The sequence below is a fragment of the Paraburkholderia sp. A1RI-2L genome (assembly GCF_048957375.1).
Lineage (GTDB): Bacteria > Pseudomonadota > Gammaproteobacteria > Burkholderiales > Burkholderiaceae > Paraburkholderia.
Map to the genome: position 1 here is coordinate 1,893,246 of NZ_JARBTA010000001.1, position 14,645 is coordinate 1,907,890.

Below are 14,645 nucleotides of genomic sequence, written 5' to 3' on the forward strand. Positions count from 1 at the left end.
GATCCGGCGGAGTGGGAATTCGTGCGCCCCGCAGCGGATTTGACGGCTCCCTGTAGTTCAATGGATAGAACAAGTGCCTCCTAAGCGCTAGATGCAGGTTCGATTCCTGCCAGGGGGACCAGCCGCCCGCACCCATCCCCGCCTTGCCGCGCGCCCGCGCCCGCGCCCGCCTCGCAACATCTTCACTCCAGGCCGATCCCGCATGGACATCAACAAGCAACTCGCCGCCCTCACACATTCCGAACTGCAAACCGCAGGCGCCAGCCAGGCAACCGCCATCGCCGTGAGCGTTCTGCTGCGTCATCTGAGCTCGCCGGAACTCGTCAAGCTACTGTCGTCGGCGTTCGAAAATCATCAGGCCGTGATGCTGCAAACGCCCTGGCCCGAGCAGATGCTCAATTCGTTCGAGGCCACGCGCCGCTTCCTCGAAACCGCCGCGCAAGGGCCCACGCCCGAGACGCCGGCCGAATAAGCCGCCTGCCCGAACCCGCGCCCGACTGCGGGTAAACAGGGAGCCGCCCGGACCTAAAGCCGGGGCCGAAACTGCCGTAATCTTCGGACATGGACCCACTACGTCCCCTTCCGGCCGGCCACCTGATGTCGACTCTCCTCGACCAGGATATCGCCCATATTCGGCGCGTCATGCCGCTTTCGCTCTCGGGCGACCTCGCCGGGCCGATCCTCGCCCCTTCCTACTGGCGCATGCGCCTGCACCGGCTGCTCGACACCGGCCACGTCAATAAAGGCCAACTCGCCGATATCGACAGCCTGCTGCTCCAGATCGAACTGTACGAACTGAATGCCGCATCGGCGGTGACGGCCAGCCCGAAGCGCGCCGTCGGCAACGGCGATGGCCGCCGCTAGTCGCCACTAATCGCCACTAGCCACTGCTAGCGGCCGTGAGCCGCCCATCCGCCGCGCGCGGAAATCCTGGTGTCGGGGTCGTCCATCGGACATAATGTCCGCCAAAATACCCAGAGAGGACTTCGTGCACCCGGCCCATTCGCGAGACCTGCTTCAGCAGGCACGCCAGCGCTTCACCCAGCAGCAGATCGCCGCCCACGTCGGCAAGGACGTCAAAACCGTGCGACGTTGGGAAAAAGGCGAAACGCCGTGCCCCGCCATGCTCGAAGCCGCGCTGCGCGAGCTCTTGCACCGCGCCGAAACGGGCCTGGGCTCCCGCGCGAAATCGTCCAGCCGGCAGCCCGCGCGCTTTCGCTTCGTCGATCTGTTCGCGGGCATCGGCGGCATTCGCAAGGGCTTCGAGGCGCATGGCGGCGCCTGCGTCATGACGAGCGAGTGGAATCCGTTCTCCAAGAAAACCTATCTGGAAAACTACGGGCAGACGGATGGCGAAGACCATGCGTTCGTCGGCGACATCGTCGAGTTTCCCGCCGCCGAGGTGCCCGATCACGACGTGCTGCTCGCGGGCTTTCCGTGCCAGCCGTTCTCGATCGCGGGCGTTTCGAAGAAGAACGCGCTCGGCCGTCCCCACGGTTTCGAGTGCACGACGCAAGGCACGCTGTTCTTCGACGTCGCGCGCATCATCGCCGAGAAGCGGCCCGCCGCCTTCCTGCTCGAGAACGTCAAGAATCTCCTTTCGCACGACCATGGCCGCACCTTCGACGTGATCCTGCAGGTGCTGCGCGACGAACTCGGCTACGACGTGCATTACCGCGTAATCGACGGACGCCATTTCACGCCGCAGCATCGCGAGCGCATCATCATCGTCGGCTTTCGCGAGCCCACGCCGTTCACGTGGGACGCGCTCAGCCTGCCCGAGGAAGGTCCGCGTCTCGGTTCGATCCTGCACCGCACCGATGGCAGCGAGCCCCTCCTGCCATGGGACGGCGAACGCTTCTTCGATCACGCGGCGCGCCGGGTCCAGCCGAAATACACGCTCACGCCGGGACTGTGGGCCTATCTGCAGCAATACGCGGAGAAGCACCGCGCGGCCGGCAACGGCTTCGGCTACGGCCTCGCGTTTGCGGGCAGCGTCACGCGCACGCTCTCCGCGCGCTATCACAAGGACGGCAGCGAGATCCTCGTGCATCAGGGCGAAGGCCTGCGTCCGCGCCGCCTCACGCCGCGCGAATGCGCGCGCCTGATGGGCTTTCCCGACACTTTCCGCATTCCGGTGAGCGACACCCAGGCGTACCGGCAATTCGGCAATAGCGTCGTGATGCCGGTGATGCGCGAAGTGGCGCGCACGATGATGCCGCACCTCGATGCGGCGCTGACGCGCGCTGCGGCTGCGTCCGTCGATTCGGCGCAGGATTCGCCGCCCGCCTCGCCGCTCGTCCCGCCGATCGCGTCCCAACCGGCGAGCGCGCCGGCCTGAGCGCCGGCCCGGGCGAACCGCAAAAGGCGCGCCATGGTCGATGTCGTCGACACCGCCACGCGCAGCCGGATGATGTCGGGCATCCGCGCGCGCAACACGAAGCCCGAAATGCTGGTGCGCAGCCTGTTGCACCGGCGCGGCTTTCGCTTTCGGCTCGACGTGCGCGAGCTGCCGGGGCGCCCCGACATCGTGCTGCCCCGCTATCGCGCCGTGGTGTTCGTGCATGGCTGCTTCTGGCACGGCCATCAATGCGCGCTCTTCAAGTGGCCGGCCACGCGGCCGGAATTCTGGCGCGCCAAGATCGCGCGCAACCGCACCAACGACGCCAAGGCCCTCGCCGCGCTCGCGGCCCAAGGCTGGCGCGTCGCCGTGATCTGGGAATGCGCGCTGCGCGGCGCCGCGCAGGATCCGCAGGCCGTCGTCGAGCGGCTCGCGCATTGGCTCGAAGACCCGGCAAGTAGTTGGTTCGAGGCGCGTGCCTGAGCGCGTCGACGACCCGGGCATGCCCCAGGCACAGCCGGCACACGGCCATGGCGCGAGGCCCCGCAGTGATAAACTGGATCGTCTGCCGGCGCTCCCTGCAACGCGACGCCCGACCTGCGACGCCCAGCGTCCGACGCCCGCCATATCCATATCAGAATTGAACGAGAAGGAGGCAACCGATGGCTGATTTTCGACTCTGGTCCGATGACTTTCCGAGTAACGGCTTCATGCCGAAGGCGCAGGAGTTCGACGATCGGGCCTTCGGCGTCGATGGCGACAATGTTTCGCCCTCCTTGCAATGGGACGCGCCGCCCGCCGACACACAAAGCTTCGCGCTGACCGTCTACGACCCGGACGCGCCCACGGGCAGCGGCTTCTGGCACTGGGTGGTCGTCAACATCCCGGCCGACGTGCGCTCGCTCGCGCTCAACGCGGGCAAGGCCGATGGCAGCCTGTTGCCGCAAGGCGCGGTGCAGGTGCGCAACGACTACGGCACGGTGGGCTTCGGGGGCGCCGCGCCGCCGCGCGGGGACAAGCCGCACCGGTACATCTTCCGCATCCATGCGCTGAAAGTCGCGCAATTGCCGGTCACGCCGGAAACCACCAACGCAGTCGCCCGCTTCATGACGCACCTGAACGAGATGGACTCGACCACCTGGGTCGGGCTCTACGAGCTTAAGTAACGCGGAAGTCACCGCGGCTTGCGCACGCAGCGCGCCGCAACACGACACAACGCAGCACCATGAAAACGCCCGGCGGCGCACGTCAGGCTTGACGCGCGCCGCCCCTCTCATCGATGCCCACATCCACGCTTGCCGCCTCGCGCGCCGGTCCCGCCAGCCCCGTCGATCCCTCCGACGACTTCGAGACCGGGCTGCCCTTCCCGCAACGCTATTACGCGATCCTCGTCGTCGCGCTCGGCATCACGCTCGCCGTGCTCGACGGCGCGATTGCCAACGTCGCGCTGCCGACCATCGCGCATCATCTCAATGCGAGTCCCGCGAGCTCGATCTGGATCGTCAACTCGTATCAGCTTTCGGTGACGATCTCGCTGCTCCCGCTCGCCTCGCTCGGCGACCGCATCGGCTACCGGCGCGTCTACCTGTGGGGCATGGCGCTCTTCACGCTCGCTTCGCTCGGCTGCGCGCTCGCGACCTCGCTGCCTGAGCTCGCGATCGCGCGCACGGTGCAGGGCTTCGGCGGCGCCGGCATCATGAGCGTGAACACCGCGCTCGTGCGCATGATCTATCCGCGCGCGCAACTCGGGCGCGGCATCGCCATCAATGCGATGGTGGTGGCGATCGCCTCCGCAGTCGGCCCGACGCTCGCTTCGGGCGTGCTCGCGATCGCTTCGTGGCCGTGGCTGTTCGCGATCAATGTGCCGATCGGCATCGCGGCCCTCGTGCTGGGCCTGCGCGCGCTGCCCGTCAACGAACGGCACCCCGCGCCCTACGACCTGCTGAGCGCGGTGCTCAACGCCCTCGTCTTCGGGCTCCTGATCTTCGCTGTCGATGGCCTCGGCCACGGCGAGCGCCGCGCGTGGGTCGCGCTCGAATTCGCAGGGGCGCTCGTGATCGGCTGGTTCTTCGTGCGGCGCCAACTCACGCAGCCCGCGCCGCTGCTGCCCGTCGACCTGCTCGCCAACCCGGTGTTCGCGCTATCGATCGGCACCTCGATCTGCTCGTTCTGCGCGCAGATGCTCGCGTTCGTCGCGCTGCCGTTTCTGCTGCAGGAGACCTTCGGCTTTTCGCAGGTGCAGACGGGCCTGCTCATGACGCCCTGGCCGCTCGTGATCATCGGCGCGGCGCCGCTCGCGGGCGTGCTCTCCGACCGCTATCCGGCCGGCATGCTCGGCGGCGTGGGGCTCGCGCTGTTTGCGCTCGGGCTCGTTTCGCTGGCCTCGCTCGCGACGCTGCACGCGCAGCCCACCATCGTCGAGATCAGCTGGCGCATGGCGTTGTGCGGCGCGGGCTTCGGCATTTTCCAGTCGCCCAACAACCGGCAGATTCTCTCCGCCGCGCCGCGCGAGCGCAGCGGCGGCGCGAGCGGCATGCTCGGCACGGCGCGGCTCACCGGCCAGACGCTCGGAGCGGCGCTGGTCGCGCTGATCTTCGGCATCGCGCCGCAGCATGGGCCGACCGTGGCGCTCTATGTGGCGACCGCTTTCGCGGCCATTGCTGCGGTGGTGAGCGTGCTGCGGCTCGTGCCGGGGCGCGGCGCGGCCACGCTGGAATAACGACAGCCCTCCCCGTTCCCAGCCAGGCCCGCTGCATCGGCCGTACGCCGGTAGCCCGCTCGAACATGCACTAACATGGATGCATGGTAGCCGGCCCCCGGCATCCGCCGAGGGTTCGGCGCCGTTCTCCAGGCGAGTCAACCTTGCAAAGGGGGATTCCCATGTCTCTGATCGTCGCTGGCCGGTTCACGACCTTCCCCGCCGCCGAAGCCGTAGCCGAAAAGCTGTTCGCGCGCGGCTTCATCGAAGAAGACGTCAACCTGTTTTTCGTCAATCCGCGCGGACAGCACGCGCGCCATATGGCACATACCGTGCACGCGAGCGCCGCATCGACGCACCGCAAGCGCAATCTCGTCATCGGCGCGGTCGCGGGCGCCGTGGTAGGCATCGCGCTGTTCGGCGCGCTGCTGATGGCATCGCTGCCGTCCACCGCGATTGCAGCGATCGTGGGTGCGTGGCTTGGCGCACGCATCGGTGCGGGCTGGCAGCACCATGCCGAGCACGAGGAGCGCGTGCATCGTGAAGCGCGCCAGTCGGGCGTGCTGCTCACCGTGCACGTGAGCGCCGAGAATCAGGCAACAGCTGCGGAGGTCTTGCGCGAAGCCGGCGCCGATGATCTCGAGCGCGCCTCGGGGCAATGGAGCGGTGGCCACTGGGCCGACTTCGATCCGACCCGGACACCCACTCCCTATAGCCAGACGGGCGCACAGCGGGCCTGAAAACGCCGGCTGCCGATGAAAGCCGGCGGCACGTCGGGCACGGCGCGCGGCCGTGCCCGAATCGTTGCGCTCGCGCCGTGCGCGCCCGGCACACCTGGGGCAATCAGCGCGCGCGGGCTCAGTTCGCCTTGCTCGTCGTAGCGGCCTTCACCGGCGCTGCGCTGCGCGCCTTCGCGGTGACGGACGCCGCCGTCGCCACGCTGCGCAGGTCGGCGAGGAAGTTGTCGCGCCACACCGAGAGATTGTTCTCGCGCAGCAAGGCCATCATGTCCTCGTAGCGCGAGCGGCGCTCCGCGTGCGGCATCGAGAGCGCGCGCTCGAGCGCCTCGGCGGTCTGGTTCAGATCGTAAGGGTTCACGACCAGCGCGCCCGGCAACTGTTCGGCGGCGCCCGCGAACTGCGAGAGCACCAGCACCCCCGGATCTTCGGGGTCCTGCGATGCGACGTACTCCTTCGCAACCAGGTTCATACCGTCGCGCAGCGGCGCGACATAGCCCACCTGCGCCTGGCGGAACAGCGCCATCAGCAGATCGCGCTCGTACTTGCGGTTCAGGTACTGGATCGGCGTCCAGTCGAGCTGCGCGAAACGGCCGTTGATGCGGCCCGCCTCGCCTTCGAGATTGCGGCGGATCGCCTGATAGGTCTGCACGTCGGAGCGCGTGGGCGGCGCGATCTGCAGGAGCGAGACGCGGCCATGCCAGCCCGGACCGTTCAGCAGCATGCGCTCGAACGCCTGGAAGCGCTCGGCAAGCCCCTTCGAGTAATCGAGCCGGTCGACGCTCATGATGAGCTTGCGCCCGCGCATGGCGTCGCGCAGGCTGCGCACCGGCTTGCGGTCGGTGAACTGCACGGCGGACTTCGCGATCGCGTCGGGATAGATGCCGATCGGATAGGCGCCCACCTTCAGGAAGCGGTCCCATGCGTGGACCATGCCATCCTCGCTCGACGTGCCGTGGCCGCCGCGCTCGACGTAGTCGAGGAATGCCTGGCGGTCGGCGTCGGTCTGGAAGCCCACCACGTCGTAGTCGCACATGAAGCGCATCAGTTCTTCGTGCGGCGGCACCGAGCGCATTACCTCCGGCACCGGCAGCGGAATATGCAGGAAAAAGCCAATCGGGTTCTTCACGCCGAGCTCGCGCAGGCTGCGCGCGAACGGGATCAGGTGATAGTCGTGCACCCAGATGATGTCGTCGGGCTGGAGCAGCGGCTGCAACTGACGCGCGAGCGTCGCGTTCACCCGCAGATAGCCGCTGTATTCCTGGCGCTCGTAGCGCGCGAGGTCGTTGCGATAGTGAAAGGTGGGCCAGAGCGTCGTATTCGAGAAACCTTTGTAGTACTGGTCATAGTCGCGCCGGGTGAGGCCCACCGTGGCGTACGTGACGCTGCCCTGCTGCTCGATGACCGGGGCCGCCTGCTCCGTCACGGTCTCGCCGCTCCAGCCAAACCAGACTCCGCCGGTTTCCTTCAGCGCGTCGAGCACGCCGACCGCCAGCCCTCCAGCTGCGGGGCGCCCTTCCTGTGTCGGTGCAACGCGATTCGATACCACGATCAGTCTGCCCATTACGGGTGTACCTCCTGTTTCGTTGGGTCCAGGGGACGGTGCAAGAACAACTCACGCAAGAGTCGTGCCTCCCGTGAACCCAGACGCGAATCGCGGTGAAGAGCGGGCTCGCACGGCAAGTGCAAGCCGCATGCGCTCCACGCCCGGCCAACCCGGCAAATCAGGCGTCCTGTTCCGACCCCAGATCGCGCTGGTAGTCGAGTCCCTCCGCGCGCGCACCGCCCTGATTGTGATCGCCATCGGGCGGCACGCCGGGCGCCGGGCGGTTCTGTCCGGCGGGATCGTGGGTGGCGCCGGAAGCCGGACCGGCAGGGGGATCGCCGCTCTTTTCCGCAGTGTCGCGCGGGCCGCGCTTGCCCGTGTAGCGCGCCGAACGGCGCATGGCGGGATGTCTCATATCGATGCCTCCTGAGGCCTTGGCCGCGAACCGGCGGCCAAGACGGCAGTGTGCTTACAGTCTAGGGGCCGTCGCGTGAAAATGCCGGTAAAAATGGCGAAGCGTTTGTAACTCGTACATAAAAAGCACGAGTATCAGCGAACTTGCCTCGGCGACGCAGCGGTGCCCGGCCCAGCGGCGCGCGGCGCTTCGCCGGGCTCGGGCGGCGGATCGCCGATGGGCGGCGCGTCGGGCGTGTCGGGTTCGCTGGGCGGGGGGTCGTCGGGCTGCGGCGTATGCGCAAGCGAAGGCGGCATGCGCGGCGGATCGGCGGGATTCGGTAATCGGCAGGTCAGCATCGGTTGCTCCTCGTGAAGTTGCACAGAGCAGGTCACAAACCCCATACCAGCGCATCTGTCCGAGCGCAATTCCGTGCAGACCGCGCGCGTGGATGCGCGCGGCCGTCGCCGGGCGCAGGCGCTCAGGCGCCGCCTGCGGCGCGTGCGGGCGCGTCGCCCTTGCCGCTCTCATTGCCGTACTCGACGAGCCGGTTATAAAGCGTCTTCAGACTGATGCCCAGAATTTCCGCCGCACGCGTCTTCACGCCACCGCACTGCTCCAGCGTCGCGAGAATCAACTGGCGATCGGCATCGGCGAGCGAGGTGCCGAACGGGATCGTCACCGCCGTGCCCGCCACGGGCTTCGAAATCGAGATCTGCAGCGGCACGGCCGCTGTGAGATCGCCTTCGGTGCCGGCCATGATGTGCGCGCGCTGCACGTAGTTCTTCAACTCCCGCACGTTGCCCGGCCACGGATAGCCGGCCAGCGTCTCGCGCACCGCCGCGGGGAACTGCTTCTTCGTGCCGTGGCGTTCGTTGAGCTCGTCGAGGAACGCCTGGGCGAGCAGTTCCACGTCCTTGCCGCGCTCACGCAGCGGCGGCAGGCTGATCGGAAACACATTCAGCCGATGGTAGAGGTCGAGCCGCAGCTTGCCCTCCTCGACGGCCTGCTCCGGGTCGCGGTTGGTCGCCGCGATCAGGCGCACGTCAGTCTCGATCTCCTTGGTGGTGCCCACGCGCATGAACATGCCGGTCTCCAGCACGCGCAGCAGTTTCACCTGGAGCTCGATCGGCATTTCGGTGATTTCGTCGAGGAACAGCGTGCCGCCGTTCGCGCGCTCGAAATAGCCCTTGTGCTGACGATCCGCGCCCGTGAACGAGCCGCGCTCGTGGCCGAACATCTCCGACTCGATCAGGTTCGGCGAGATCGCGCCGCAGTTCACGGCGAGGAATTCGTGCTTGCGGCGCAGGCTCAGCTGATGGATGGTCTGGGCCGCCACTTCCTTGCCCGTGCCCGACTCGCCCACGAGCATCACCGACGCGGGCGTAGGTGCGACGCGGCTGATCTGGTCGTAGACCTCCTGCATCGCCGGCGAATTGCCCATCATGAGACCGAAGCGCCCCATGCGGCGCAGCTCGCCACGCAGCGTGCCGATTTCGGCCTTGAGATCGCCCGCGCGCGGCAGGCGGTTGAGGATCGCCTTCACGCGCTGAAGGTTGATCGGCTTGACCAGATAGTCGATGGCGCCCGACTTGAGCGCATCGACCGCCGTTTCCACGCTCGCGTGACCGGTGATGACAACGAGTTCCACGCCCGAACGCGGGTCGAGGTCCTGGAACAGGTCCGTGCCGCTGCCGTCGGGCAGCTTCAGATCGGTGAAGACGACGTCCGGCATCTGCCGGATCAGCTGGATGCGCGCCTCGCGCAGGTCGCCGGCCTGCGCGGTGGTGAGTCCGTCTTCGGCCACCACGGCGGCGAGCGCTTCGCGGGTTTGCGCATCGTCATCGACAATCAATACATGTGGCATCGCGTCTCGTCAGCCCTGAAAGATGAATGGCTCCCATGCGCGGCAAGCACGGGCCGCGAGGCAACGTGAGCCCGCGCCGCAAATTTCGCGGCGCATGCTGTCGCGCTGCAGGGGAGTACGAAACGGTCGGGGGCGCTCAAGACGGCGATTGAGCGGTTTTAGCTGCACTTACGCAACAATACCGCGGCCAGCACGCAACCCGAACCTCGATTGTTGTGGATATGACCATTATAGACTTAATCGAGATAGGCTTGCGCACGTTTGTCGGCGCCCTGTCGACGTACGACAGCACGGCCAGCGCACCCGTTACCCGCATGCGGTTTCAGTGTCGCGTGACCGGGTCGCTGCCTCCGTGCGGAAACGGCCAGGCCGCGCCCGGGTCGTCGTTCGACACGCCGTTGGGGGCCTCGCGCGCCGTCTTGCTGACCGTGCGAGCGGCTTTGATCGGATCGGCCATGCTCGCGCCACCGCTATCCGCAGCAGCCACACCCGGCACGCCTGCGCCGTTCTCAACCAGTGCGCCGCCCTCGCCTTCCCAGCGGCTCAGATCGCGATAAAAACTCTGCCGCTGCATGCGATGCCGTTGCGACCAGCGCAACGCCAGCATCCCTGCCGTCGCGCCCAGCGCACCCACCGCGAACAGGGTTCCAATCAGTCCAGGCTTGTTTCTTGCCATATCGCATTCTCCCAATTTCGTCGCCGGCGAAGCGGGTTCGGAACAGTTCGGCCTGCGCGGCCCAGACGCCACGCAGGATACGCGCCCGCTAGTAGCGTAGACGCGCTGCGCCAGTCCGAGTTGCACAGCATGAGACATGCCATGGGATCGAGTCCATTGCCGTGCAAGGCGCGGCAATGGTTAAATGTTTACGGGATGGAGATTCCGAGGCCGTCGGCGCCGCATCGTCCGCGCACGTCCTGGACGGCCTGTCAGGACAGACTGCGGTATAACCAATGATAGCGGCCTGCCGGCTCCGCTCCCGGACCTCGCCCACGCACCGCGCGCCTCTACGACTGGCATCGCGAGCGTTTTCCGGCTTCTGGCCGCACACCCCAATATGCAGGACGACTACGCCATGGCGTCAATCGAGCCGGGCTTGCCCGCCGCCGAACGAGACGATGAGCGCGCCGAAGGGCGCCACGAGAAGAGCAACGACGCGCGCCGCAGCGACCCGGCCGGCCCGCGTGTTGCCGGCTTGCAGCCGTACGGCTTGCTGTACGGCTCGTCGGCGATCATGCGCGAGCTTTACGGGCAGATCGAGCGCGTGGCGCTCACCGACGCCACCGCGCTGATCGTCGGCGAGTCGGGCACGGGCAAGGAACTCGTGGCGCGCACGATCCACGCGCAAAGCACCCGCCGCGACGGCCCGTTCATCGCCGTGAACTGCGGCGCGATTCCCGACGATCTGATCGAAGCCGAGCTGTTCGGCCACGAAAAAGGCAGCTTCACCGGCGCCGTGCAGGCGCGCGACGGCCACTTCGAACATGCGCGCGGCGGCACGCTGTTCCTCGACGAAGTCACCGAGATGTCGCTGCTGCATCAGGTCAAGCTGCTGCGCGCGCTCGAAACCGGCGAGTACTATCCGGTCGGCAGCAACGAGGCGATACGCGGCGACGTGCGCATCATCGCGGCCACCAATCGCGATCCGGTGACCGCCGTGAAAGAGAACGCGCTGCGCGAGGACCTGATGTATCGCCTCGCCGTGTTTCCGCTGCGCGCGCCGCCGCTGCGCGAGCGCGAGCGCGACCGCGAACTGCTCGCCCAACTCTTTCTCACCGAACTCAACGAGGAAAGCGGCACGCAAAAGGTCTTTAGCAAGCGCGCGCTCGAGACCGTGCGCAACTGGTCGTGGCCCGGCAATGTGCGCGAGCTCAAGAACGCCGTGTACCGCGCGTTCATCCTTGCGGAGAAGACCGTCGAGATCGCCCATCCGCAGCTCGTGCCGCGCGTGAAGAAGCCCGTCACCCAGGGTGACTCGATGAGCGTGTGGATCGGCACGCCGCTCGCCGACGCGCAAAAGCAGATCATCCTCGGCACGCTCAAGTACTGCGGCGGCGACAAGCGGCTCGCGGCGCGCACGCTTGGCGTGAGCCTGAAGACGCTCTACAACCGGCTCGGCAGCTACGGCGCCGAGGACGGCGACACCAGCACGCCCGACGAAAGCACGAGCGATGACGAAACGGACAACGCGCACTAAACCCACTGACGTCGATACCCACACGCCAGCACGAGCGCATCGATTCAAAACGCACACGATGGTGGCGCACGCAAGCATGTAACAACAAACGGCGCACGACGTTTTGCAATTTCTTGCACTTTCCCTATCCCCTTCGTATAGGCCATCCTGCACAATCCGCAGCACGAAAACGTGCTGGAGGCCCGCGCCGGGCAGCTTCCAGCCGCTAGCGGCAGGGAAAATGACATGCAAGAACGAAGTGCTCTGGCGTGCAATGCGCCAACGTCGGCTCCGCGAATCGCGCCTTCAGCCATCGCGGCACGCTCCCGCACCCTCGCTTCGAGTGCCCACTGGCGACGCACGGTATCGCTCACGCTGCTCGCCGCCGTGGCGAGCTTCGCCTGCTCCGCGTGCAGCTCGCTCTACTCCGAAGGCGCACAGGCGGGCGCCGGCATTGCCGGCGCGGCCATCGCCTCGAAGGTGACGAGCAACGCGGCGGTCGCCACCGGCATCGGCCTTGGCGCCGTGGCCGCCGCGAAGGCCGGCGTGCAGTATTCGGAGCGCGTGGTACACCGCAACACCCAGGACAGCATTGCGAAGGCCGCCGGCCCGCTCGACGTGGGCGGCGTGGCGCCCTGGTCCATCAGCCATTCGTTTCCCATCGAGGACGATGCGCATGGCCGCGTCACGGTAAGCCGCACGATCAGCACCGGCGCGCTCGACTGCAAGGAAATCGTGTTCTCCGTCGATCAGGACGCGACCAAGGACGCGGCGGCCTCCAGCGCGTTCTATGTGGCCTCGGTCTGCCGCGACGGCGAGACATGGAAATGGGCGTCGGCGGAGCCGGCGACCGACCGCTGGGGCGCGCTGCAATGAGCGGGGCGCACGACTTCGATGCGCGCAGGCACTGCATCCCGCGCGCCACCGCACACGTCATGCCACGCGCGGCTGCGCGTGTCGTCGCGCTTGCCGCGCTGTGCGTGAGCGTCGCGCTCGCGTCGAGCGGCTGCTCGTCGATCGGCGCGGCCAGCGGCGCGGCGGCGGCGGCGGCCACGGGCATCGTGACGGCGAACCCGGCAGTGGGCCTGGGCGTTGGTATTGCGGTGCAGGCGGCCACCGACGAGGCCGTCAACCGCTTCACGAAGAGCATGCACGCCGACCAGCAGGAAATGCTCGCCGAAACGGCCGGGCGGCTGCCCGTGGGCGGCATGGACATCTGGCGCATCAAGCACCAGTTGCCGGTGGAAAACGGTCACGGCCAGGTGCGCGTGACGCGCGCGTTTGCTTCGGCGCTCGCGCTGTGCAAGGAGTTCGTGTTCTCGGTGCAGGACGGCGAAGCCGCCAACGCGCCCGAGCAGTGGTACACGGCCAGCACCTGCCACGACCAGGGCGGCTGGAAATGGGCGACGGCCGAGCCGGCCGTGGAGCGCTGGGGCACGCTGCAATAGCGCCGGGCGGTGTCTGGGGCGGTGTTTGAATTGCGTCTGATTTGCGCCAGGCGCGTGCCTCGCCCCAACCCGCTCAGGACTCCACGTCTTCGAGACTGAAGATCTCCGACTGGTCGTTGTACGAGAAGATCTCGCCATAACGGCCCCAGTCGATCACGGTGTCGAGCGTCTCTTCCGCGGCGCCGTCCGAAAGAAAATCCTCCAGTTCCTGCTCGAAGCGCACGCGCGGCGCGCGGTGCCCGGGTCGCTCGTTGAGCACCTTCTTGATGCGCGCCGCGAGCGGCACCTGGCGCAGCAGATGCTCGGCGAACATCATCTTGCGCTCCTGCGTCCCGAATTCCGCGAACACGCGCGCGGGCGGCGTAAGCAGCACATCGCCTTCGCGCACGTCGGCGAAACCGAGGTGCTGGAGCACTTCGGCGATCGGGAACAGGTCGTCCACTTCCAGGTGCAGCGAGCGCGCGATTTCCGGCATGTCGGCGCGGCCGTGATAAGGCGCCGCCGCCAGCGTTTCGATCAGACCGGCCATCAGGTTGGTCGACACACGCGGCAGCCAGCTGCCGAGCTCGAGCCCCTTGCGGGTGGCCTCACCGGTCTGGCGGGCGGTCATCTTCGCGTAGATGTCGTCCACGAGCTTGCGGAACGCCGGGTCCAGACGGTTGCGCGGGTGCTTGAACGGCACCTTGATCTCGGCCACTACGCGCCCCGGATTCGACGACAACACCAGAATGCGGTCGCACATGAACACCGCTTCCTCGATGTTGTGCGTGACGATCAGCACCGACTTGATCGGCAAGCGCCCTTGCGTCCAGAGATCGAGCAAGTCGGTACGCAGCGTTTCGGCGGTCAGCACGTCGAGCGCCGAGAACGGCTCGTCCATCAGCATGAGCATCGGGTCCACCACAAGCGCGCGCGCGAAGCCTACGCGCTGGCGCATGCCGCCCGAAAGCTCGCGCGGGTAGGCGTTTTCGAAGCCGTCCAGACCGATCAGGTCGATGGCGGCCAGCGCCCGCTCGCGGCGCTCGCGCGCGCCCACTCCCTGCGCTTCGAGGCCCGCTTCCACGTTCTGCAGCACCGTGAGCCACGGAAACAGCGCGAAGGTCTGGAACACCATCGCCACGCCTTCGGCCGGCCCTTCGAGCGGCTTGCCGCGCCACGCGACCTCGCCGGAGGTCGGAGAAATCAGCCCCGCGATGATGCGCAGCAGCGTGGACTTGCCCGAGCCCGAGCGGCCGAGCAGCCCGACGATCTCGCCTTCGCGCAGCGAGAGATTGGCGTCGTCTAGCACGAGCAACTCGCCCTGGGTCTTGTTGAAGCCCCGGCACACGTTCTGCACGCGCAGGATTTCCTCGCCGACGCGCGGCGGAATCGGGACGCCCTGCGCGTCGCCCAGCGTAGTCGTAGTGCTTAGGGTCTTGGGGTTTTGCATCGCTTTACCTT

16 protein-coding genes and 1 tRNA gene are annotated in these 14,645 nt (G+C 67.3%); 11 read left to right on the plus strand and 6 right to left on the minus strand.

The annotated features are described in order from the left end of the window. The first annotated feature begins 46 nt into the window (after nucleotides 1-46). The 8 genes from PWP93_RS08765 to PWP93_RS08800 all read left to right on the plus strand — a co-directional run bounded on the left by PWP93_RS08765 (nucleotide 47) and on the right by PWP93_RS08800 (nucleotide 5,779). Nucleotides 47-121: transfer RNA gene (locus PWP93_RS08765), tRNA-Arg, on the plus strand. 81 nt (nucleotides 122-202) lie between these two features. Then, nucleotides 203-472: a hypothetical protein gene (locus PWP93_RS08770; protein WP_421044174.1), complete on the plus strand. Its 270-nt coding sequence runs from the start codon at nucleotides 203-205 to the stop codon at nucleotides 470-472. Between the two features lie 125 nt (nucleotides 473-597). After that, entirely contained in the window at nucleotides 598-864 is a 267-nt protein-coding gene (locus PWP93_RS08775) for a hypothetical protein (RefSeq protein WP_421023453.1), read from the plus strand. A gap of 94 nt (nucleotides 865-958) precedes the next feature. Further along, nucleotides 959-2,341, plus strand: a complete 1,383-nt coding sequence (gene dcm / locus PWP93_RS08780; RefSeq protein WP_421044175.1) for a DNA (cytosine-5-)-methyltransferase — start codon at nucleotides 959-961, stop codon at nucleotides 2,339-2,341. 33 nt (nucleotides 2,342-2,374) lie between these two features. Further along, nucleotides 2,375-2,824: a very short patch repair endonuclease gene (locus PWP93_RS08785; RefSeq protein ID WP_421044176.1), complete on the plus strand. Its 450-nt coding sequence runs from the start codon at nucleotides 2,375-2,377 to the stop codon at nucleotides 2,822-2,824. A 179-nt stretch (nucleotides 2,825-3,003) separates the two neighbouring features. Beyond that, nucleotides 3,004-3,507, plus strand: a complete 504-nt coding sequence (locus PWP93_RS08790; protein ID WP_421023450.1) for a YbhB/YbcL family Raf kinase inhibitor-like protein — start codon at nucleotides 3,004-3,006, stop codon at nucleotides 3,505-3,507. Between the two features lie 113 nt (nucleotides 3,508-3,620). Beyond that, on the plus strand, nucleotides 3,621-5,060 hold the full coding sequence (locus tag PWP93_RS08795) for an MFS transporter (protein ID WP_421044177.1): 1,440 nt from the start codon (nucleotides 3,621-3,623) through the stop codon (nucleotides 5,058-5,060). A 161-nt stretch (nucleotides 5,061-5,221) separates the two neighbouring features. Next, nucleotides 5,222-5,779 (plus strand): glycine zipper domain-containing protein, encoded by a 558-nt coding sequence (locus PWP93_RS08800; RefSeq protein ID WP_421044178.1) that lies wholly within the window; start codon nucleotides 5,222-5,224, stop codon nucleotides 5,777-5,779. Nucleotides 5,780-5,897: 118 nt separating this feature from the next. Here the strand turns inward: PWP93_RS08800 and otsA are convergent, their stop codons facing one another. The 5 genes from otsA to PWP93_RS08825 form a co-directional block, all read right to left on the minus strand. After that, nucleotides 5,898-7,340, minus strand: a complete 1,443-nt coding sequence (otsA, locus tag PWP93_RS08805) for an alpha,alpha-trehalose-phosphate synthase (UDP-forming) (protein WP_421044179.1) — start codon at nucleotides 7,338-7,340, stop codon at nucleotides 5,898-5,900. A 160-nt stretch (nucleotides 7,341-7,500) separates the two neighbouring features. Continuing rightward, nucleotides 7,501-7,737 (minus strand): hypothetical protein, encoded by a 237-nt coding sequence (locus PWP93_RS08810; RefSeq protein ID WP_421044180.1) that lies wholly within the window; start codon nucleotides 7,735-7,737, stop codon nucleotides 7,501-7,503. Nucleotides 7,738-7,871: 134 nt separating this feature from the next. Next, the gene (locus PWP93_RS08815) at nucleotides 7,872-8,075 is read right to left on the minus strand and encodes a hypothetical protein (RefSeq protein WP_421044181.1); all 204 of its coding nucleotides are present in this window, start codon (nucleotides 8,073-8,075) and stop codon (nucleotides 7,872-7,874) included. A gap of 122 nt (nucleotides 8,076-8,197) precedes the next feature. Further along, complete coding sequence (locus tag PWP93_RS08820; protein WP_421044182.1) at nucleotides 8,198-9,583, minus strand: sigma-54-dependent transcriptional regulator; 1,386 nt, start codon at nucleotides 9,581-9,583, stop codon at nucleotides 8,198-8,200. 322 nt (nucleotides 9,584-9,905) lie between these two features. Further along, nucleotides 9,906-10,259 (minus strand): hypothetical protein, encoded by a 354-nt coding sequence (locus tag PWP93_RS08825; RefSeq protein ID WP_421044183.1) that lies wholly within the window; start codon nucleotides 10,257-10,259, stop codon nucleotides 9,906-9,908. A 397-nt stretch (nucleotides 10,260-10,656) separates the two neighbouring features. Here PWP93_RS08825 and PWP93_RS08830 point away from each other — a divergent pair, with 397 nt between their 5' ends. The 3 genes from PWP93_RS08830 (at nucleotide 10,657) to PWP93_RS08840 (ending at nucleotide 13,205) form a co-directional block, all read left to right on the plus strand. After that, the gene (locus tag PWP93_RS08830) at nucleotides 10,657-11,778 is read left to right on the plus strand and encodes a sigma-54 interaction domain-containing protein (protein ID WP_421044184.1); all 1,122 of its coding nucleotides are present in this window, start codon (nucleotides 10,657-10,659) and stop codon (nucleotides 11,776-11,778) included. Between the two features lie 225 nt (nucleotides 11,779-12,003). Next, nucleotides 12,004-12,633 (plus strand): hypothetical protein, encoded by a 630-nt coding sequence (locus PWP93_RS08835; protein WP_421044185.1) that lies wholly within the window; start codon nucleotides 12,004-12,006, stop codon nucleotides 12,631-12,633. Then, complete coding sequence (locus PWP93_RS08840; protein ID WP_421044186.1) at nucleotides 12,630-13,205, plus strand: hypothetical protein; 576 nt, start codon at nucleotides 12,630-12,632, stop codon at nucleotides 13,203-13,205. Before PWP93_RS08835 ends, PWP93_RS08840 begins: the two co-directional genes overlap by 4 nt. A gap of 73 nt (nucleotides 13,206-13,278) precedes the next feature. On the opposite strand, the gene PWP93_RS08845 is transcribed toward PWP93_RS08840, so the two are convergent. Beyond that, on the minus strand, nucleotides 13,279-14,634 hold the full coding sequence (locus tag PWP93_RS08845) for an AAA-associated domain-containing protein (RefSeq protein WP_421044187.1): 1,356 nt from the start codon (nucleotides 14,632-14,634) through the stop codon (nucleotides 13,279-13,281). Between the last annotated feature and the right edge of the window lie 11 nt (nucleotides 14,635-14,645).

Excerpts from the sequence above, each read along its gene's own strand:
- PWP93_RS08775 (WP_421023453.1), top strand. The coding sequence starts at position 598 with ATGTCGACTCTCCTCGACCAGGATATCGCCCATATTCGGCGCGTCATG.
- otsA (WP_421044179.1), bottom strand. The coding sequence starts at position 7,340 with ATGGGCAGACTGATCGTGGTATCGAATCGCGTTGCACCGACACAGGAA.
- PWP93_RS08820 (WP_421044182.1), bottom strand. The coding sequence starts at position 9,583 with ATGCCACATGTATTGATTGTCGATGACGATGCGCAAACCCGCGAAGCG.
- dcm (WP_421044175.1), top strand. The coding sequence starts at position 959 with ATGTCCGCCAAAATACCCAGAGAGGACTTCGTGCACCCGGCCCATTCG.
- PWP93_RS08785 (WP_421044176.1), top strand. The coding sequence starts at position 2,375 with ATGGTCGATGTCGTCGACACCGCCACGCGCAGCCGGATGATGTCGGGC.
- PWP93_RS08810 (WP_421044180.1), bottom strand. The coding sequence starts at position 7,737 with ATGAGACATCCCGCCATGCGCCGTTCGGCGCGCTACACGGGCAAGCGC.
- PWP93_RS08790 (WP_421023450.1), top strand. The coding sequence starts at position 3,004 with ATGGCTGATTTTCGACTCTGGTCCGATGACTTTCCGAGTAACGGCTTC.
- PWP93_RS08840 (WP_421044186.1), top strand. The coding sequence starts at position 12,630 with ATGAGCGGGGCGCACGACTTCGATGCGCGCAGGCACTGCATCCCGCGC.
- PWP93_RS08815 (WP_421044181.1), bottom strand. The coding sequence starts at position 8,075 with ATGCTGACCTGCCGATTACCGAATCCCGCCGATCCGCCGCGCATGCCG.
- PWP93_RS08800 (WP_421044178.1), top strand. The coding sequence starts at position 5,222 with ATGTCTCTGATCGTCGCTGGCCGGTTCACGACCTTCCCCGCCGCCGAA.
- PWP93_RS08770 (WP_421044174.1), top strand. The coding sequence starts at position 203 with ATGGACATCAACAAGCAACTCGCCGCCCTCACACATTCCGAACTGCAA.
- PWP93_RS08795 (WP_421044177.1), top strand. The coding sequence starts at position 3,621 with ATGCCCACATCCACGCTTGCCGCCTCGCGCGCCGGTCCCGCCAGCCCC.
- PWP93_RS08835 (WP_421044185.1), top strand. The coding sequence starts at position 12,004 with ATGCAAGAACGAAGTGCTCTGGCGTGCAATGCGCCAACGTCGGCTCCG.
- PWP93_RS08825 (WP_421044183.1), bottom strand. The coding sequence starts at position 10,259 with ATGGCAAGAAACAAGCCTGGACTGATTGGAACCCTGTTCGCGGTGGGT.
- PWP93_RS08830 (WP_421044184.1), top strand. The coding sequence starts at position 10,657 with ATGGCGTCAATCGAGCCGGGCTTGCCCGCCGCCGAACGAGACGATGAG.
- PWP93_RS08845 (WP_421044187.1), bottom strand. The coding sequence starts at position 14,634 with ATGCAAAACCCCAAGACCCTAAGCACTACGACTACGCTGGGCGACGCG.